Consider the following 17,529-nt stretch of genomic DNA (forward strand, 5'->3'; position numbering starts at 1 on the left):
CCCACCCGAGGAGGACCCCACGTGGCCCGCACCCCCCTGATCGCCGGGAACTGGAAGATGGTCCTGGACCACCAGCAGGGCACCCTGCTGGTGCAGAAGCTGGACTGGACCCTGAAGGACGCCAAGCACGACCACGCGGCCGTCGAGGTCGCCGTGCTGCCCTCGCACACGTCCCTGCGCACGATCCAGACCCTGATCGACGGCGACCAGCTCCCGATCAAGCTGGGCGCCCAGGACGTGTCCGCGCACGAGTCCGGTGCGTACACCGGCGAGGTGTCCGCCGCGCAGCTGGCCAAGCTGGGTGTCACGTACGTCGCGGTGGGCCACTCCGAGCGCCGCCAGTACCACGGCGAGGACGACGCCACCGTGCGCGCGAAGACCGCCAAGGCGCTCGAGCACGGCCTGACCCCGATCGTCTGCGTGGGCGAGGCGCTGGACGTGCGCAAGGCGGGCGAGCACGTGGCCTTCACCGTCGGGCAGGTCACCACCGCCCTGGAGGGCCTGAGCGCCGCGCAGGTCGCCGGGCTGGTCCTGGCCTACGAGCCGGTGTGGGCCATCGGCACCGGCGAGGTCGCCACCCCCGAGGACGCCCAGGAGGTGTGCGAGGCGGTGCGCGCCGCGGTCGCCGGGCAGTTCGACGCCGACACCGCGCAGGCCGTGCGCATCCTCTACGGCGGCAGCGTCAAGCCGGCCAGCATCGCCGCGATCATGCGGCAGTCGGACGTGGACGGCGCCCTCGTGGGCGGTGCCAGCACCGACGCCGGCGACTTCGCCGCCATCGTCCGCTACCGCGACCACCCCGCCTGAGCACTCCCCGCAGCGCGCCACCGGCACCGCGTCCCCCGGGACGCTCCGCCGATGGCCTACCCTGGTCCCGCACCGACCCGGTCGGCCCGCAGCGCGGGCGGCCTCGAGACGAAGGATCCGCGTGACCGTCCTCCGCACCGTGCTGCAGGTCCTGCTGGCGCTGTCCAGCCTGTTCCTGACGCTGCTGATCCTCATGCACAAGGGCAAGGGCGGTGGGCTGTCGGACATGTTCGGCGGCGGCGTCACCACCAGCCTGTCGGGGTCGAGCATGGCCGAGCGCAACCTCAACCGCTTCACGGTCGGGGTGGCTCTGCTCTGGTTCACCTCCATCGTGCTGCTCGGCCTGGTGCAGAGGTTCACCGACGACTTCTGAGCGACCGGTACGCGGTCTGAGCGACCAGCACCCAGCACGACCAGCACCACACCGCGAGCAGCGGACGAGGGGAGACGTTCAACGTGGCAGGTGGCAACGCCATCCGGGGCAGCAGGGTCGGCGCCGGCCCCATGGGGGAGGCCGAGCGCGGGGACACCGCTCCGCGCATCCGCATCTCCTACTGGTGCGCGAACGGGCACGAGACGAAGCCCAGCTTCGCCGAGGAGTCCGGTGTCGAGCCGCCGGAGACGTGGGACTGCCCGCGCTGCGGCTTCCCGGCCGGCACCGACCGGGCCAACCCGCCGGCTCCGCCGAGGAACGAGCCCTACAAGACGCACCTCGCGTACGTGAAGGAGCGGCGCAGTGACGCCGACGGCGAGGCGATCCTCAACGAGGCGCTGGAAGGGCTGCGAGCCCGCGGCCTGATCCGCTGACCCGGCAGCTCACCGGGGTCCCTGCTCGCAGGTCTGCTCCGCACGCGTGAAGGCCCCGACCGTTCCCGGTCGGGGCCTTCACGCGTGGTGGTGGCGAGTCAGCGGTCAGCCGGGCAGTTCCGCAGCGGCCGCGGCGTCCACCAGCCACAGCGTCGACTCGCTGCCGCGCACCCCGGCCGCGGGGGTGGCGCTCACGTCCCCCCCGGCCACACCGCGCGCCACGGCGCCCGCCTTCTCCGTGCCGGAGGCGATCACCCACACCTGCCGGGCACGCGCCAGCGCACCGAAGGTGAACGACAGGCGCACCGGCGGCGGCTTGGGCGACTCACGGACCCCGATGACGCTGGACTCGTCCCGCGCCAGGCCGGGGTGGTGCGGGAACAGGGAGGCGACGTGCCCGTCCGGTCCCATCCCCAGCAGCAGCACGTCGAACGCGGGCACCTCCGCACCGCCCGCCGCGGCCGCCAGCTCCGCGGCGTACCGGGCGGCCGCCGCGTCCGGGTCGTCCCCGTCCGGCCCGTCCGAGGCGGGCGGTTCGTGCACCGTCGCCGCGTCCAGGTCCAGCGCGTCCAGCAGGGCGCGGCGAGCCTGGGTGGCGTTGCGGTCCGGGTCACCGGCGGGCAGGAAACGCTCGTCGCTCCACCACAGGTGCACCCGCCGCCAGTCCACGGCGTCGCGGGCGGGGGAGGCGGCGACGGCCTCGAGGGTCTTGCCGCCGATCGTCCCGCCGGTGAGCGACACGTGCGCGACCCCCCGCTGGGCGAGCGCATCGGTGACGGCCGCCAGCAGCCGGCCGGCCGCGGCGTGCGCCAGCACCTCGGGCGTGGGGTGGACGACGACCAGGGGGTGCGCGCTCACGCCGACGTCCTCCGGTTCGTGCGCCCGGCGGTACCGCCGGACGCGGCCCGCTTCGCGGGTGCTGCCTTCTTCGCCGCCGCGGGTTTCGCCGCGCTGGTCCTCTTCGCGGCCGCACCCCGGCCGGCGCTCGCCGTCCGCTTCGCCGCCGCGACCTTCTCGGCCGGTGCGGTGCCGCGGTCCGAGGCGTTCTCGGAGTGCTCGTCGTTCGGCACCGCGGTGCCGCCGACGCGCTGCGTGGGCTCGGTGGGGCGGGCCCGCTTCATCGCCCGGGACACGCGCGCCGACTCCACCTCCGCAGCGGCCTGCTCGCGCGCCGTCTCCGCCGGCGGACGCAGCCGGCCCTGCGCCTGCGCAGCGCGCACCGTGACGACCTTGGAGCCGACCTTCGGCAGCCCCTCGCGCAGCACCTCGCCGTAGACCTCGTCCGGGTCCAGACGGCGGAGCTCCTCCGACAGGCAGTCCTTGACGAGCCGGCGGGCCAGCGCCATGCGCCGGTCCGGCTGCCCCGGCTGCGTCAGCGTCGCCACGTTCTGGTCGGGCCGCACCAGCTCCACGGCGCCGGAGGCGCGCTCCAGGCGAACGCTCTGCACCCCGGTGCCCTTCTTCGTGCGTGCCCGCAGCACCGGCGCCTTCAGCTTCACGGCCAGCCAGGCCGCCAGCAGTTCGGTGCTCGGGCTGTCCGGCGCCCCGGCCACGGTGACGGACGTGACCCGCTCGAACGGCGGCTGGTCCAGCGCCGCGGCCAGCAGCGCCCGCCAGTTGGTCAGGCGCGTCCACGCCAGGTCGGTGTCCCCGGCGCGGTACGTGGCGCGGCGCTGCTCCAGCGCCTTGCGCGGGTCGCGGACCTCGGCGGAGTCGGTGATCCGCCGCTGCGCGATCCGCCCGATGGGGTCGTTCGCCAGGTCGTCCGGCGCCGCTCCCGGCCACCACGCCACGATCGGCGCGTCCGGCAGCAGCAGGGACACCACCGTGGTCTGCCCGTGGTCGACCAGCGGGCCGTACGCGCGCAGCACCACGACCTCGCTGGCCCCGGCGTCGCCGCCCACCCGGATCTGGGCGTCCAGGCGGGCCGTCCCGCGCTTGTTGCCGCGGGCCAGCACCAGCACCCGGCACGGGTGCTCGCGGCTCGCCTCGTTGGCCGCGGCGATCGCGTCCTCGGCGTGCGCGTCGTCGGTGACGACGACGAGCGTGAGCACCCGGCCGAGCGCGACCGCGCCCCCGGAGTCGCGCAGGTCGACCAGGGCCTTGTTGATGGCGCTGGTGGACGTGCTGGGCAGGTCGATGATCACTTCGTCCGCTCCCCGTCGAGGTGCTGTCCGGTCGTGGGGTCCGCCGTGCGGGCGGCGCGCGTCACGGCCGCCGCCACGAGCGGCCGGTGCGCTCGAGCATGGCCGTGGCCGAGGCCGGCCCCCACGTGCCGGACGCGTACGGCTCGGGCGCGCCGTTGCGGGCCCAGAACTCGATGATCGGGTCGAGGATCCTCCAGGACAGCTCGACCTCCTCGTGCCGGGGGAACAGCGGCGGGTCGCCGAGCAGCACGTCGAGGATGAGCCGCTCGTACGCCTCGGGGCTGGACTCGGTGAAGGCGTGGCCGTACCCGAAGTCCATCGTGACGTCGCGGACCTCCATCGCGGTGCCCGGCACCTTGGAGCCGAACCGCAGGGTCACGCCCTCGTCGGGCTGCACCCGGATCACCAGGGCGTTCTGCCCCAGCTCCTCCGTGGCCGTGTGCTCGAACGGCAGGTGGGGAGCCCGCTTGAAGACGACCGCGATCTCCGTGACCCGCCGGCCCAGGCGCTTGCCGGCGCGCAGGTAGAACGGCACGCCCGCCCAGCGGCGGGTGTCGATCTCCAGCTCGATCGCGGCGAACGTCTCGGTCGTGGAGTCCGCGGGGATGCCCTCCTCGTCCAGGTACCCCTTGACGTGCTCGGAGCCCTGCCAGCCGGCGGAGTACTGGCCGCGGGCGGTGGAGCGGGCCAGGTCCTTCGCCGGCCGGACGGCCGAGAGGACCTTCGCCTTCTCCGCGCGCAGGTCGGCGGCGTCGAAGGAGACCGGTTCCTCCATCGCCGTCAGCGCCAGCAGCTGCAGCAGGTGGTTCTGGATGACGTCCCGGGCCGCGCCGATGCCGTCGTAGTAGCCGGCGCGGCCGCCGATGCCGATGTCCTCGGCCATCGTGATCTGCACGTGGTCGACGTGGTTGGCGTTCCACAGCGGCTCGAACATCTGGTTGGCGAACCGCAGGGCGAGGAGGTTCTGGACCGTCTCCTTGCCCAGGTAGTGGTCGATGCGGAACACCGAGTCGGCGGGGAAGACGTCCTCGACGACGGTGTTCAGCTCGCGGGCCGACTTCAGGTCGTGCCCGAACGGCTTCTCGATGACCACCCGGCGCCACTGGTCGCCGTGCTGGGCGCTCAGGCCGCTGCGCGCCAGCTGCTTGGCGACCACCGGGAAGAACCGCGGCGGGATCGACATGTAGAACGCGTGGTTGCCGCCGGTTCCGCGCACGCGGTCCAGGTCCGCCACCGTCGCGGCCAGCTGGTCGAAGGCCTCGTCGTCGTCGAACTCGCCGGGCACGAACCGGAAGCCCTCGGCCAGCTGCGCCCACACCGACTCGCGGAAGGGCGTGCGCGCGTGCTGGCGCACCGAGTCGTACACGATCTTGCCGAAGTCCTGGTCGACCCAGTCGCGGCGGGCGAACCCGGTGAGGGCGAACCCCGGCGGGAGCAGTCCCCGGTTGGCGAGGTCGTAGATCGCCGGCATCAGCTTCTTGCGGGCCAGGTCGCCGGTGACGCCGAACATCACCATCCCGCACGGCCCCGCGATCCGCGGCAGGCGGCGGTCGCGGGGGTCGCGCAGCGGGTTCGTGCCCGCCGGGGTGGGGCTCACTTGCCCTCGACCTGGGTCTTCACGCGGTCGAGCTCGTCGGTGACCGTCTGCAGCAGCTCGTTCCAGCTCTTCTCGAACTTGTCCACGCCCTCGCGCTCGAGCAGGTCCACCACCTCGGTGTAGGACACGCCCAGGCGCTCCAGGTCGTCGAGCACGGCCTGCGACTCGCCGTAGGAGCCGCGGATCGTGTCGCCGGTGACCTCGGCGTGGTCGATCGTGGCGTCCAGCGTCTTGCCCGGCATGGTGTTGACCGTGTTCGGCGCCACCAGCTCGGTCACGTACAGGGTGTCCGGCAGGTTCGGGTCCTTCACGCCCGTGGAGGCCCACAGCGGCCGCTGCGCCTTGGCGCCGGCCTCCTTCAGCACCTGCCAGCGCGGGGTGGCGAAGACCTCCTCGTAGGCCTGGTACGCCAGGCGGGCGTTGGCCAGACCGGCCTTGGAACGCAGCGCCTTCGCCTCGTCGGTGCCGACGGCGTCCAGGCGCTTGTCGACCTCGCTGTCCACGCGCGAGACGAAGAAGGAAGCGACCGACTCGATCTTCGAGACGTCCAGGCCCTTCTGCTGCGCCTGCTCCAGGCCGGTCAGGAACGCCTGCATGACGGCGCGGTAGCGGTCCAGCGAGAAGATCAGCGTGACGTTGACGCTGATGCCCTCGCTGATGGCGGTGCTGATCGCCGCCAGGCCCTCGACCGTCGCCGGGATCTTGATGTAGAGGTTGGGGCGGTCCACCGCGGCCCACAGCTTCCGGGCCGACGCCTCGGTCGCCGCGGTGTCGTGGGCCATGCGCGGGTCCACCTCGAGGGACACGCGACCGTCGAGGCCGTCGGTGCGGTCGTACACCGGGCGCAGGATGTCGCAGGCGCGACGCACGTCCTCGGTGGTGATCTGGAAGACCGCCTCCTCGGTGTCGGCGCCGGAGGCCACGAGCTCCTTGACCTGCTCGGTGTAGGCGTCGCCCTTGGCCAGCGCCGTGGCGAAGATCGTCGGGTTGGACGTCACGCCCAGCACGCCGGCCTCGACGAGCCGCTGCAGCTCGCCGGAACCGGTCAGCTCGCGCGACAGGTCGTCCAGCCACACCGACACGCCGTGCTGGCGCAGGGTCTCGAGGTTGTTGCTCACGGGATCTCTCCGTTCCGTTCGTCCGCCGCGGGCGCCGGGACGGCGCCCTCGCTGCTGGCGTCCCCGCGCGGTGGCGGGACGCCGGTGCCCCGCGGGGCCGCCGNCCCCGCGGGGCGGGGTGTCACTGCAGGCCGGCCAGGCTCTCCTTGGCGGCCGTCACGACCACCTCGTCCGTCAGGCCGAACTCCCGGTACAGGTCCTGGTAGTCCGCCGAGGCGCCGAAGTGCTCGATGCCCACCACGCGGCCGGCGTCGCCGACCAGCTCGTGCCACCCCTGCGCGATGGCGGCCTCGACCGACACGCGCGCCTTCACCTGGGGCAGCAGCACGGTGTCGCGGTACGACTGCGGCTGCTCGTCGAACCACTCGCGGCACGGCATCGAGACCACGCGGGTCGGGATGCCGGCCTCCTCGAGCTTCTCGCGGGCGGCCACGGCGATCTGCACCTCGGAGCCGGTGCCCATGAGGATCACCTGCGGGGTCGCCGCGGAGGCCTCCACCAGGACGTACCCGCCCTTGGCGACGCCCTCGGCCGCGCCCCAGCCGGGCTGGGAGCGGTCGAAGGTCGGCAGGTTCTGGCGCGACAGCGCCAGGCCCGCCGGGCGGTCGGTGTTCTCCAGGACCGTGCGCCACGCCCACGCGGTCTCGTTGGCGTCTGCCGGGCGGACCACGTCCAGACCCGGGATGGCGCGCAGCGCCGCCAGGTGCTCGATCGGCTGGTGCGTGGGGCCGTCCTCGCCCAGGCCGATGGAGTCGTGCGTCCACACGTACGTCACCGGCAGCTTCATGATCGCCGCCAGGCGCACCGAGGGGCGCATGTAGTCGCTGAACACCAGGAAGGTGCCGCCGTAGGGGCGGGTGCCGCCGTGCAGGGCGATGCCGTTGAGGATCGCGCCCATCGCGTGCTCGCGGATGCCGAAGTGCAGGGTGCGCCCGTACGGGTTGCCGTCCCACGTCTTCGTCGTGCGGCTGGCGGGCAGGAAGGACGGCTCGCCCTTCATGCTCGTCAGGTTCGACTCCGCCAGGTCGGCCGAGCCGCCCCACAGCTCCGGCAGCACCGGGGCCAGCGCGTTGAGGACCTCGCCGGAGGCCTTGCGGGTGGCGATGGCCTTGCCCGGCTCGAACACGGGCAGCGCGTCCTGCCAGCCGTCCGGCAGCGTGCGGGTGCTCATGCGGTCGAGCAGCCCGGCGCGCTCACCGGCGCCCTCGCGCCACGCGTCCAGCCGGCCCTGCCACTGCTCGCGCAGCGCCTTGCCGCGCTCGCGGGCGGCGCGGGTGTGCGCGAGGACGTCCTCGGGCACCTCGAAGGTCTGGTCGGGGTCGAAGCCGAGGACCGCCTTGGTGGCCTTGACCTCGTCCTCGCCCAGGGCGGAGCCGTGCGACTTGCCGGTGTTCTGCAGGTTCGGCGCGGGGTAGGCGATCGTCGTGCGCAGGACGATCATCGACGGCTTGGTGGTCTCCGCCTTCGCCGCCTGCAGCGCGTCCCACAGGCCCTGCACGTCCTCCGTGTAGGGGCCCTCGCCGCCGTTGGTCCAGTCGAGGGTCTGCACGTGCCAGCCGTACGCCTCGTAGCGCTTGCCGGTGTCCTCGGCCAGCGAGATCGCGGTGTCGTCCTCGATCGAGATGTGGTTCGCGTCGTAGATCGCGATGAGGTTGCCCAGCTCCTGCACCCCGGCGATGGCCGAGGCCTCCGCCGCCACGCCCTCCTGGATGTCCCCGTCCGAGGCCAGCACGTAGATGGAGTGGTCGAACGGGCTGGTGCCCGCCGGGGCGTCCGGGTCGAGCAGGCCGCGCTCGCGGCGGGCCGCCATGGCCATGCCGACGGCGGAGGAGATGCCCTGGCCCAGCGGGCCGGTCGTCATCTCCACGCCCGCGGTGTGGCCGTGCTCGGGGTGCCCCGGCGTCTTGCTGCCCCACTTGCGCAGCGCCTTCAGGTCGTCCAGCTCCAGGCCGTAGCCGGCCAGGTACAGCTGGATGTAGAGGGTGAGGCTGGAGTGCCCGCAGGACAGGACGAAGCGGTCGCGCCCCGTCCAGTCCGGGGCGGCGGGGTCGTGCTGCAGGAGCTTCTGGAACAGCGTGTAGGCGACGGGGGCCAGGCTCATCGCCGTGCCGGGGTGCCCGTTGCCCGCGCGCTGCACGGCGTCCATCGCCAGGACGCGGACGGTGTCGACCGCCTTGCGATCGAGATCGCTCCACTCGAGGCTCTGCTGGCTCACGTGTCTCCTCCCGTGCGAACCAGCCGACCGTCCAGCGCCGCCGGGGCGGTGGGGGAACCGGCCGTGGTCCGCTCTCTGTCTGCGTCTCGTTCGTCCCCGGCGCCGTCACCGGTCCCCGGTGCGGCACGGCGCCGCTGCCCGGGGGCTGCGACGGGACCCGGGCCGCCCGCGGTCGTCGTCAGTGGTGCCGGCCGTGGGCCGTCGCGCGGGGCGACGACGGGCGGGTCGGCGGATCACTGCACAGCGAGCCTACTCGCAGGGGAGCGTGGCGCAGCTCACGGCCGGTCCCCGGGCTTCTCCCCGCCACGACGCGCCCCGGACAACGACACGACGTAATAGAGGCGTAGCATCGGCTCTGCCCGCTGCCGCCTCGCCCAGAGGATCCTGTGACTGTCGTCGACCCGCGTCCCTCCGACGCCCCTGCGCACTCGCGGCCCCTCGTGGGACGCCGGCGCGGGGCTCCCCGGGGACCCAGCCGGTTCCCGCGCGCCGCGGCCTACCTCGCCCTGACGAAGCCGCGCATCATCGAGCTGCTGCTCATCACGACGATCCCCGTCATGGTCTTCGCGGCCGGCGGGCTGCCGCCGCTGGGCCTGGTGCTGGCGACGTTCGTCGGAGGCGCCTTCGCCGCCGGCTGCGCCAACACGCTGAACTGCTACTTCGACCGCGACATCGACGCGCTGATGAAGCGCACCGCGAAGCGGCCCCTGGTCACCGGCGAGGTCACCCCGCGCCAGGCGCTCGTGTTCGCCGCCGTCCTCGGGCTGGTGTCCGTGGCGCTGTTCGTCGCGTTCGTCAACGTGCTCTCGGCGGTCCTCGCCGTCACGGCCATCGCGCTGTACATCCTGGGCTACACGCTGCTGCTGAAGCGGCGCACCTCCCAGAACATCGTCTGGGGCGGCGTGGCCGGCTGCATGCAGGTGCTCATCGGCTGGACGGCCGTGACCGGCCGCCTCGACTGGGCGCCGTTCGTGCTCTTCGGCGTGATCTTCCTGTGGACCCCGCCGCACTACTGGCCGCTGTCCGTGCGCTACCGCGAGGACTACGCCAACGCGGGCGTGCCCATGCTGCCCGTCGTCGCCCGCCCCACCACCGTCTCGCGCCAGATCATCGCCTACACCGTGGCGATGGTGGTGTGCTCGCTGCTGCTGGTCCCCGTCGGCGGGGCGGGCCTCGTCTACGGCGTCGCCGCGCTCCTGCTCGGCGCGGGCTTCCTCGCCCAGACCCTGGCGCTGCACGCCCGCGCCCGCCGGTTCGAGCGCGAGACGGGCGGGCGCGACGCCGGCACCGTCGAGCAGCTCAAGCGCATCAGCCCCATGGGCGTCTTCCACGGCTCCATCACGTACCTGACGCTGCTGTCGATCGCCGTGGCGGTGGACCCGTTCGTGCGGATCGCCTGGCCCTTCTGAGGCCGTTCGGCTCCGAGCCCCCGTCGACCTCCCGGTCGGCGGGGGCTCTTCGCGTCTCGTCCGCGCGTGGCTCGGCGCACTCCCGTGACCTCGTCGAACCGGGAGCCCCGAGCCGTTCCGGCACCACCGGAGGCGCGAGGACGAGGGGTGACCGGGCGGCCCGGTGCGGTCGGAGGGTGGTGAGCAGGTCCGCTCGACGGGCGTCCGGAGCCCGCCCCGTCCGTACCGGTGAGCCGGTGCGGGGGAGCAGCGGGCGGAGAGCTCGACGAGCGGACCTGCCCCCCACCCGGCTGCGAAGGCGACCGCGGTGACGAGACCCGGGTCAGGCGGTGGCGACCGCGGGGGCCGGGGCGGCGGGGGAGAGGGCCTCGCGGGGGGCGGTGAGGGCGCACAGCAGTCGGACCTGGAAGACCAGCAGGGCGCAGGCACCGGCCATGTGGACGGCGACGAGGACCCACGGCAGGTCGGTGAAGTACTGCACGTAGCCGACGGTGGCCTGGGCGAGCGTCACGAGGAGCAGGTGCACGGAGGCGCGGCGGGCGGGTGCGGGGGCGCCCGTGGCGCGCAGGGCGACGACGACGCCCACCAGCAGGCCGGTGTAGGCCATGACGAGGTCGGCGTGCAGCCAGCTGACGGACTGCGGGTCCAGGCCGAAGCGGGCGGGCTCGTCGGCGTCGCCGGAGTGCGGGCCGGAGCCGGTGACGACGGTGCCGACGACGATCACCGCGTACAGCACGGCGGCGGACAGCCACGCGGCCCCGCGGACCTCCCGGCGCACGACGGGCTGCCGGGGTCCCGGCGGCTCCAGCCCCCGGCGCCACAGCACGGTGGAGGCCGTCACGAGCAGCGTCGAGACGAGGAAGTGGGTCATGACGAACCCGGGGTGCAGGTCCGTGTGCACGGTGATGCCGCCGATGACGGCCTGCGCGAGGATCCCGAAGATCAGCAGCCCCACGTACGGCAGGAGGTCGCGGCGCCGGTTGCGCCACACCACCACCAGGCAGGCGAGCGCCAGCAGGCCGACCAGGCCGGTGAGGGTGCGGTTGCCGAACTCGATCCACTTGTGGAAGCCCTCCTCCTGCACCACCACCGGGGTGTAGGAGCCGGGCACGCACTCGGGCCAGGTGGGGCAGCCCAGGCCGGAACCGGTCAGGCGCACCACGCCGCCGGTGACGACGATGAGGCACTCCCCGAGCACGTTCAGCAGCAGCACCAGGGCGCCCCAGGTGCCGAGCGCACCGGCGCGCGCGCCGGTGCGGGTCTCTGCGCCCGCGGGGGCGGAGGTCAGTCCCACGTCGTGCTCACTACTCCCAGGAGAACCATCGGGCGGACGCGGCGGCGGCGGCGACCGCCCACGCGAGGAGGACGAGCAGCGGGCCGACGGCCACGGCGTGCTCGGTGAGGGCGCTGCGCAGGGCGGTGCCCAGGGCGCCGGACGGCAGCGCGGACGTGAGCGCCGGCACCGGTGAGGGCAGCACCAGGCCGCCCCCGGCCAGCAGCAGCACCCACACGAAGTTGGCGGCGGCCAGGGTGGCCTCGGCGCGCACGGTGCCCGCCAGCAGCAGCGCGAGCGCCGTGAAGGCGGCGCAGCCGAGCACGAGGGCCGGCAGCGCCGCGAGCAGGCCGAGCGGGTCCGGCTGCCAGCCGCAGGCGACGGCGACGGCGCACAGCACGACGACCTGCACGCCCACGAGCGCGGCGACGGCCCCGGCCTTGCCGGCCAGCAGGCCCGTGCGGCCGAGCGGGCTGGTCGCCAGCAGGCGCAGCACGCCGTTGCGGCGGTCGAAGCCGGTGGCGATGGCCTGGCCGGTGAAGGCGGTGGAGACGACGGCGACGGCCAGCACCCCGGCCAGCGCGAGGGACGGCCGGTCGCCCTCGCCCAGGTCGACGGAGGTGGTGCGCGCGGCGGCCACCAGGACGATCACCGGCAGCACCAGGGTGAGCAGCAGCTGCTCGCCGTTGCGCAGGGCCACGCGGGTCTCCAGGCCCGCCTGGCGCAGGGTGCGCCGCAGGAACGGGGCGGCGGTCCCGCGGGGGGCCAGGTCCAGCGCGGGCCGGGGAGCGCCGGCGTCGGACGGTGCTCCGGACCCGGGTGAGGCGGCCACGCGCGCGCCGTTCACCGCAGGGTCCGGCCGGTGAGGTCGAGGAACACGTCCTCGAGGGTACGGCGAGCGGCCCCCAGGCCCTGGGGGAGCACGTCGTGGGTGGCGCACCAGGAGGAGACGGTGGCGGCGGTGCGCGGGTCGGCGGGCACGCCGGTGACGGCGTAGCGGCCCGGCTCGGTCTCGGTCACCACCGCCCCGGCGGGCAGGGCGGACGTCAGGGAGGCGGTGGGCAGCCCGGTGGGTGCGGTGAACGTCAGGGCGGCGGTGCCGCGGGTGAGGTCGGCGGGGGAGCCGGCGGCCACGACGCGCCCGTGGTCGACGACGACCACCTCGTCGGCCAACCGCTCGGCCTCCTCCATCAGGTGGGTGGTCAGCAGCACCGCGACGCCGGCGTCGCGCGCCTCGCGCACCACGTCCCAGACCGCCAGGCGCGCCTGCGGGTCGAGCCCGGCGCTGGGCTCGTCGAGGAAGAGCAGCTCCGGGCGCCCCACGAGGGCGCAGGCGAGGGCGAGGCGCTGGCGCTGGCCGCCGGACAGGCGCCGCACGCGGGTGCGGGCGAAGGACGTCAGCCCGAGGCGCTCGGCGAGCGGCCCCACGGGCAGCGGGTCGCTGTGCAGGCCGGCGACGTGGCGCAGCACCTCCAGCGCGCCGACTCCGGTGGGCAGGCCGCCGTCCTGCAGGACCACGCCGACGCGCGGGCGCAGGGAGGCGCCGTCGGTGGCGGGGTCCCGCCCGAGCACGCGCAGGGTGCCGGAGTCGACCCGGCGCAGCCCCTCGCAGCAGGCCACGGTGGTCGTCTTGCCGGCGCCGTTGGGGCCGAGCAGGGCGGTGACGCGCCCGCGGCGGGCGGTGAAGCTGAGCCCGTCCAGGACGGTGGTGCCGCCGTAGCTCTTGCGCAGCCCGTGCGCCTCGACCGCGGGGTCCGCGGCGTCGCCCGGCGCGGGGGCGGGGGGTAGGGGGGAGGCGGCGGCCACGGGGCACGAGTCTACGAGTCGCGGTAGTAGCCGCGGTCCGCCGCGGCTGTGTCCCGCCTCACCCCGTCGCCGGGGGACCCCCGGTTCCGACAGCGGGGGCGAATTAGCTAACATGGACGTTGTGGAATTGGTGAGGGTCACCTCACCCCGGGGCGATCTCGCCGGGGGTGAGCCGAACGCCGCGGAGCTGCGCACGCGCACCCGGGTGCACGCCGCCGCGGCCGAGCTCGGCCCCGTCAGCGCCGCCCGCATCGCCGAGCTGCTGGGGCTGACCGGCGCCGCCGTGCGCCGGCACCTGGACGCGATGGTGGCCGAGGGCGTCCTGGAGGCGCGCGAGCCCGCCCCCGGCCGCCGGCGGGGCCGCGGGCGCCCCGCCCGCGAGTTCGTCGTCTCCAGCGCCGGCCACGACGCGATGACCTCCGGCTACGACGAGCTGGCGGTGGCCGCGCTGACCCACCTCGCCGCGGTCCAGGGCCCGGACGCGGTCACCGGCTTCGCCGAGCAGCGCTTCGCGGCGCTGGGTGAGCGGCTGGCCGCCTCCGTCGACCCCGTCGCCCCCGTGCCGGAGCGGGTGCGCGCCCTCGCCGCGGCCCTGGCCGCGCAGGGCCACTCCGCCTCCGCCCGTCCCGTCGGCCGCGGAACACCGGCCGAGGGGACGCAGTTGTGCCAGGGGCACTGCCCCGTGCGCCGGGTCGCCGAGGCGTTCCCCGAGCTGTGCGAGGCCGAGCGGCGCGCCTTCGAGCGCGTGCTGGGCACCCGGGTGCAGCGCCTGGCCACGCTCGCGCACGGCGACCACGTGTGCACCACCTACGTGCCGCACGAACCGGGTGACGGCCCGGTCCCGCGGCCGCACGAACCCCAGAACCGCCTCGCCGCCCCCGCTGCGGGGAACCGGACGCCGACGGAAGGATGACGACCGTGACCGACACCGTGTCCGACACCACGCAGGAGCTGGCAGGACCCCCCGAGCTGGAGGGCCTGGGCAAGTACCGCTACGGCTGGGCCGACTCCGACAGCGCGGGCGCGACCGCCCGCCGCGGGCTGTCCGAGGAGGTCGTGCGCGACATCTCCTCGAAGAAGGACGAGCCCGAGTGGATGCTCGCGCTGCGCCTGAAGGCGCTGAGGATGTTCGACCGCAAGCCCATGCCGAACTGGGGCTCGGACCTCACCGGCATCGACTTCGACAACATCAAGTACTTCGTGCGCTCCACGGAGAAGCAGGCCACCAGCTGGGACGAGCTGCCCGAGGACATCAAGAACACCTACGACCGCCTCGGCATCCCCGAGGCCGAGAAGCAGCGGCTCATCGCCGGTGTCGCGGCCCAGTACGAGTCCGAGGTCGTCTACCACCAGATCCGCGAGGACCTGGAGGAGAAGGGTGTCATCTTCGTCGACACCGACACCGGCCTGCGCGAGCACGAGGAGCTCTTCAAGGAGTACTTCGGCACCGTCATCCCGGTCGGCGACAACAAGTTCGCCTCGCTGAACACCGCGGTGTGGTCGGGCGGCTCCTTCATCTACGTGCCGCCGGGCGTCCACGTCGACATCCCGCTGCAGGCCTACTTCCGGATCAACACCGAGAACATGGGCCAGTTCGAGCGGACGCTGATCATCGCCGACGAGGGCTCCTACGTGCACTACGTCGAGGGCTGCACCGCGCCGATCTACCAGAGCGACTCGCTGCACTCCGCGGTCGTGGAGATCGTCGTGAAGAAGAACGCCCGCGTGCGGTACACGACCATCCAGAACTGGTCGAACAACGTCTACAACCTGGTGACCAAGCGCGCCACGGCCGCCGAGGGCGCCACCATGGAGTGGATCGACGGCAACATCGGCTCCAAGGTGACGATGAAGTACCCGGCGATCTACCTCATGGGCGAGCACGCCAAGGGCGAGACCCTGTCGATCGCGATGGCCGGTGAGGGCCAGCACCAGGACGCCGGCGCCAAGATGGTGCACGCCGCGCCGCACACCGCGAGCTCGATCGTGTCCAAGTCGATCGCCCGTGGCGGCGGCCGGACGTCCTACCGCGGCCTGATCCAGGTCCTGGAGGGTGCGCACCACTCGGCCTCCACGGTGCGTTGCGACGCCCTGCTGGTGGACACGATCTCCCGCTCGGACACCTACCCCTACAACGACATCCGCGAGGACGACGTCGTCATGGGGCACGAGGCGACCGTCTCCAAGGTGAGCGACGACCAGCTCTTCTACCTCATGAGCCGCGGCATGGCCGAGGACGAGGCGATGGCCATGATCGTCCGTGGTTTCATCGAGCCCGTCGCGCGCGAGCTGCCCATGGAGTACGCGCTGGAACTGAACCGCCTGATCGAGCTGCAGATGGAAGGGGCCGTCGGCTGATGACCGCCGTCGACGAGACGACCACCGACCCGGCGGCGGGCTCGCCCGCCAACACCGCCCGGGCGCACAGCCACGGCGCCGGCACCGTGCCCGACGCCAGCCGCGCCGAGCGCGTGACGTCCTTCGACGTCGCCGACTTCACGGTGCCCACCGGCCGCGAGGAGGAGTGGAAGTTCTCGCCGCTGCGCGAGTTCGCCCCCCTGTTCGAGGCCGGCCCGGCGGGCTCCGCCCGGGTGGAGGTCACCGCGCCCGACGCGGTGGTGCACCGCACCGGCACGCTGCAGGAGGTGGGCGCCGGCACGGCGTTCACCCCCGGCGATCGGGCCGCGGCCGCCGGGTGGGCCACCACCACCGAGGCGCACCTGGTCTCCGTCCCGGCCGAGGCCGAGCTGGACGCCCCCGTGGTCGTGACGGTGCGCGGCACCGCCGGCAGCACCACCTCCGGGCACCTGGTCGTCGAGGCCGGGCACCACGCCAAGGCGCTCGTCGTCCTCGCGCACACCGGCTCCGGCGCTCACCGCGGTGGCGTGGAGGTGCGCGCCGGCGACGGGGCCGACCTGACGGTGGTGACCCTGCAGGAGTGGGACGCCGACGCCGTGCACGTCGGTCAGCACGACGTCCTGGTCGGGCGCGACGCCCGCGTGCGGCACATCGCCGTCAGCCTCGGCGGCAAGGCGGTGCGGGTGTCCACCAACGTGCGCTACGCCGCGCCCGGCGGCGACGCGCAGGCCCTGGGCGTGTACTTCGCCGACGCCGGACAGCACCTGGAGCACCGCCTGTTCGTGGACCACGAGGCCACGAACTGCAAGAGCTACGTCGAGTACAAGGGCGCCCTGCAGGGTGACGACGCGCACGCGGTGTGGATCGGCGACGTCCTCATCCGCGCCGCCGCCGAGGCCACCGAGACCTACGAGCTCAACCGCAACCTCGTCCTCACCGACGGTGCGCGCGCCGACTCGGTGCCGAACCTGGAGATCGAGACCGGCGAGATCGTCGGGGCGGGTCACGCCTCGGCGACCGGCCGCTTCGACGACGAGCAGCTGTTCTACCTGCAGGCGCGCGGCATCCCCGAGGACGAGGCCCGCCGGCTGGTGGTGCGCGGCTTCTTCGCCGGCATCGTCGAGCGCATCGGCGTGCCGGAGATCTCCGAGCGCCTCATGACCACGATCGAGACCGAGCTCGCCGCCACCGCCCTGGCCGGCGCGAGCAGCACCGAGGAGAACTGATGCCCACGCTGGAGATCCGCGACCTGCACGTCACGGTCGACGAGGCCGACGGCGGCACCAAGGAGATCCTCCGCGGTGTCGACCTCACCCTGAAGTCGGGCGAGGTGCACGCGGTCATGGGCCCGAACGGGTCCGGCAAGTCCACCCTGGCCTACTCCATCGCCGGCCACCCCAAGTACACCGTCACCGGCGGCACGGTGACGCTGGACGGCGAGGACGTCCTGGCGATGAGCGTCGACGAGCGCGCCCGCGCCGGGCTGTTCCTCGCCATGCAGTACCCCGTCGAGGTGCCGGGCGTGACGGTGTCGAACTTCCTGCGCACCGCCAAGACCGCCATCGACGGCGAGGCGCCGAAGCTGCGCACCTGGGTCAAGGACGTCAAGCAGGCCATGGACGACCTGAAGATGGACTCCACCTTCGCCGAGCGCAACGTCAACGAGCACTTCTCCGGCGGCGAGAAGAAGCGCCACGAGATCCTGCAGATGGAGCTCCTCAAGCCGAAGTTCGCGATCCTCGACGAGACCGACTCCGGCCTCGACGTCGACGCGCTGAAGGTCGTCTCCGAGGGCGTCAACCGCGCCCTGGCGAGCACCGGCCCCGGCGTGCTGCTGATCACGCACTACACGCGGATCCTGCGCTACATCAAGCCGCAGTTCGTCCACGTCTTCGTCGAGGGCCGCGTCGCCGAGCAGGGCGGCCCGGAGCTCGCCGACTCCCTCGAGGAGACCGGTTACGACCGCTTCCTCACCCGCGCCTGAGACCCTGG

The 17,529-nt window shown here is 73.7% G+C and carries 16 protein-coding genes; 8 read left to right on the top strand and 8 right to left on the bottom strand.

From position 1 onward, the window contains the following. The first annotated feature begins 21 nt into the window (after nucleotides 1-21). The 3 genes from tpiA (at nucleotide 22) to MN205_RS03890 (ending at nucleotide 1,614) form a co-directional block, all read left to right on the top strand. Nucleotides 22-807, top strand: coding sequence for a triose-phosphate isomerase (tpiA, locus tag MN205_RS03880; RefSeq protein WP_242124479.1), 786 nt, complete (start codon nucleotides 22-24; stop codon nucleotides 805-807). Nucleotides 808-928: 121 nt separating this feature from the next. Continuing rightward, complete coding sequence (gene secG, locus MN205_RS03885) at nucleotides 929-1,180, top strand: preprotein translocase subunit SecG (RefSeq protein ID WP_242124481.1); 252 nt, start codon at nucleotides 929-931, stop codon at nucleotides 1,178-1,180. Nucleotides 1,181-1,263: 83 nt separating this feature from the next. Continuing rightward, nucleotides 1,264-1,614, top strand: coding sequence for an RNA polymerase-binding protein RbpA (locus MN205_RS03890; RefSeq protein WP_242124483.1), 351 nt, complete (start codon nucleotides 1,264-1,266; stop codon nucleotides 1,612-1,614). Nucleotides 1,615-1,719: 105 nt separating this feature from the next. Here MN205_RS03890 and pgl read toward each other — a convergent pair whose 3' ends face one another. The 5 genes from pgl to tkt form a co-directional block, all read right to left on the bottom strand. Further along, nucleotides 1,720-2,472: a 6-phosphogluconolactonase gene (gene pgl / locus MN205_RS03895; protein WP_242124485.1), complete on the bottom strand. Its 753-nt coding sequence runs from the start codon at nucleotides 2,470-2,472 to the stop codon at nucleotides 1,720-1,722. After that, entirely contained in the window at nucleotides 2,469-3,761 is a 1,293-nt protein-coding gene (gene opcA, locus MN205_RS03900) for a glucose-6-phosphate dehydrogenase assembly protein OpcA (protein ID WP_242124487.1), read from the bottom strand. Before opcA ends, pgl begins: the two co-directional genes overlap by 4 nt. A gap of 61 nt (nucleotides 3,762-3,822) precedes the next feature. Beyond that, nucleotides 3,823-5,358, bottom strand: coding sequence for a glucose-6-phosphate dehydrogenase (gene zwf, locus MN205_RS03905; RefSeq protein ID WP_242124489.1), 1,536 nt, complete (start codon nucleotides 5,356-5,358; stop codon nucleotides 3,823-3,825). After that, nucleotides 5,355-6,476 (bottom strand): transaldolase, encoded by a 1,122-nt coding sequence (tal, locus tag MN205_RS03910; protein ID WP_242124491.1) that lies wholly within the window; start codon nucleotides 6,474-6,476, stop codon nucleotides 5,355-5,357. The genes zwf and tal overlap by 4 nt, the downstream gene beginning before the upstream one ends. Nucleotides 6,477-6,597: 121 nt before the next feature. Beyond that, nucleotides 6,598-8,691 (bottom strand): transketolase, encoded by a 2,094-nt coding sequence (gene tkt, locus MN205_RS03915; protein WP_242124493.1) that lies wholly within the window; start codon nucleotides 8,689-8,691, stop codon nucleotides 6,598-6,600. A gap of 386 nt (nucleotides 8,692-9,077) precedes the next feature. Between tkt and MN205_RS03920 the strand changes: the two genes are divergently transcribed. Beyond that, the gene (locus MN205_RS03920) at nucleotides 9,078-10,100 is read left to right on the top strand and encodes a heme o synthase (protein ID WP_242124495.1); all 1,023 of its coding nucleotides are present in this window, start codon (nucleotides 9,078-9,080) and stop codon (nucleotides 10,098-10,100) included. 322 nt (nucleotides 10,101-10,422) lie between these two features. Here MN205_RS03920 and MN205_RS03925 read toward each other — a convergent pair whose 3' ends face one another. From MN205_RS03925 to MN205_RS20235, 3 genes are all read right to left on the bottom strand, one after another. Next, nucleotides 10,423-11,316 carry a heme A synthase gene (locus tag MN205_RS03925; protein ID WP_374115837.1) on the bottom strand — a complete coding sequence of 298 codons (894 nt, stop codon included), beginning with the start codon at nucleotides 11,314-11,316 and terminating at the stop codon, nucleotides 10,423-10,425. A gap of 88 nt (nucleotides 11,317-11,404) precedes the next feature. Further along, entirely contained in the window at nucleotides 11,405-12,148 is a 744-nt protein-coding gene (locus tag MN205_RS03930) for an ABC transporter permease (RefSeq protein ID WP_255817902.1), read from the bottom strand. Nucleotides 12,149-12,216: 68 nt separating this feature from the next. Continuing rightward, complete coding sequence (locus tag MN205_RS20235; protein WP_308220230.1) at nucleotides 12,217-13,179, bottom strand: ABC transporter ATP-binding protein; 963 nt, start codon at nucleotides 13,177-13,179, stop codon at nucleotides 12,217-12,219. A gap of 112 nt (nucleotides 13,180-13,291) precedes the next feature. Here MN205_RS20235 and MN205_RS03940 point away from each other — a divergent pair, with 112 nt between their 5' ends. From MN205_RS03940 to sufC, 4 genes are read left to right on the top strand one after another with little or no spacing between them, the layout of a single operon-like run. After that, on the top strand, nucleotides 13,292-14,092 hold the full coding sequence (locus MN205_RS03940; protein ID WP_374115830.1) for a helix-turn-helix transcriptional regulator: 801 nt from the start codon (nucleotides 13,292-13,294) through the stop codon (nucleotides 14,090-14,092). Beyond that, nucleotides 14,089-15,537, top strand: a complete 1,449-nt coding sequence (gene sufB / locus MN205_RS03945) for a Fe-S cluster assembly protein SufB (protein WP_242124503.1) — start codon at nucleotides 14,089-14,091, stop codon at nucleotides 15,535-15,537. Before MN205_RS03940 ends, sufB begins: the two co-directional genes overlap by 4 nt. Next, on the top strand, nucleotides 15,537-16,763 hold the full coding sequence (sufD, locus tag MN205_RS03950) for a Fe-S cluster assembly protein SufD (protein ID WP_242124505.1): 1,227 nt from the start codon (nucleotides 15,537-15,539) through the stop codon (nucleotides 16,761-16,763). The genes sufB and sufD overlap by 1 nt, the downstream gene beginning before the upstream one ends. Further along, nucleotides 16,763-17,521, top strand: coding sequence for a Fe-S cluster assembly ATPase SufC (gene sufC / locus MN205_RS03955; RefSeq protein ID WP_242124507.1), 759 nt, complete (start codon nucleotides 16,763-16,765; stop codon nucleotides 17,519-17,521). The genes sufD and sufC overlap by 1 nt, the downstream gene beginning before the upstream one ends. Nucleotides 17,522-17,529 lie beyond the last annotated feature (8 nt).

It is taken from the genome of Kineococcus sp. TRM81007, from assembly GCF_022669155.1.
In the GTDB taxonomy this organism is placed as follows: Bacteria; Actinomycetota; Actinomycetes; order Actinomycetales; family Kineococcaceae; genus Kineococcus.

What these genes read in the sequence shown, in the direction of transcription:
- MN205_RS03940 (WP_374115830.1), top strand. Translation starts at nt 13,292, where the DNA reads ATGGACGTTGTGGAATTGGTGAGGGTCACCTCACCCCGGGGCGATCTC.
- sufD (WP_242124505.1), top strand. Translation starts at nt 15,537, where the DNA reads ATGACCGCCGTCGACGAGACGACCACCGACCCGGCGGCGGGCTCGCCC.
- sufB (WP_242124503.1), top strand. Translation starts at nt 14,089, where the DNA reads ATGACGACCGTGACCGACACCGTGTCCGACACCACGCAGGAGCTGGCA.
- sufC (WP_242124507.1), top strand. Translation starts at nt 16,763, where the DNA reads ATGCCCACGCTGGAGATCCGCGACCTGCACGTCACGGTCGACGAGGCC.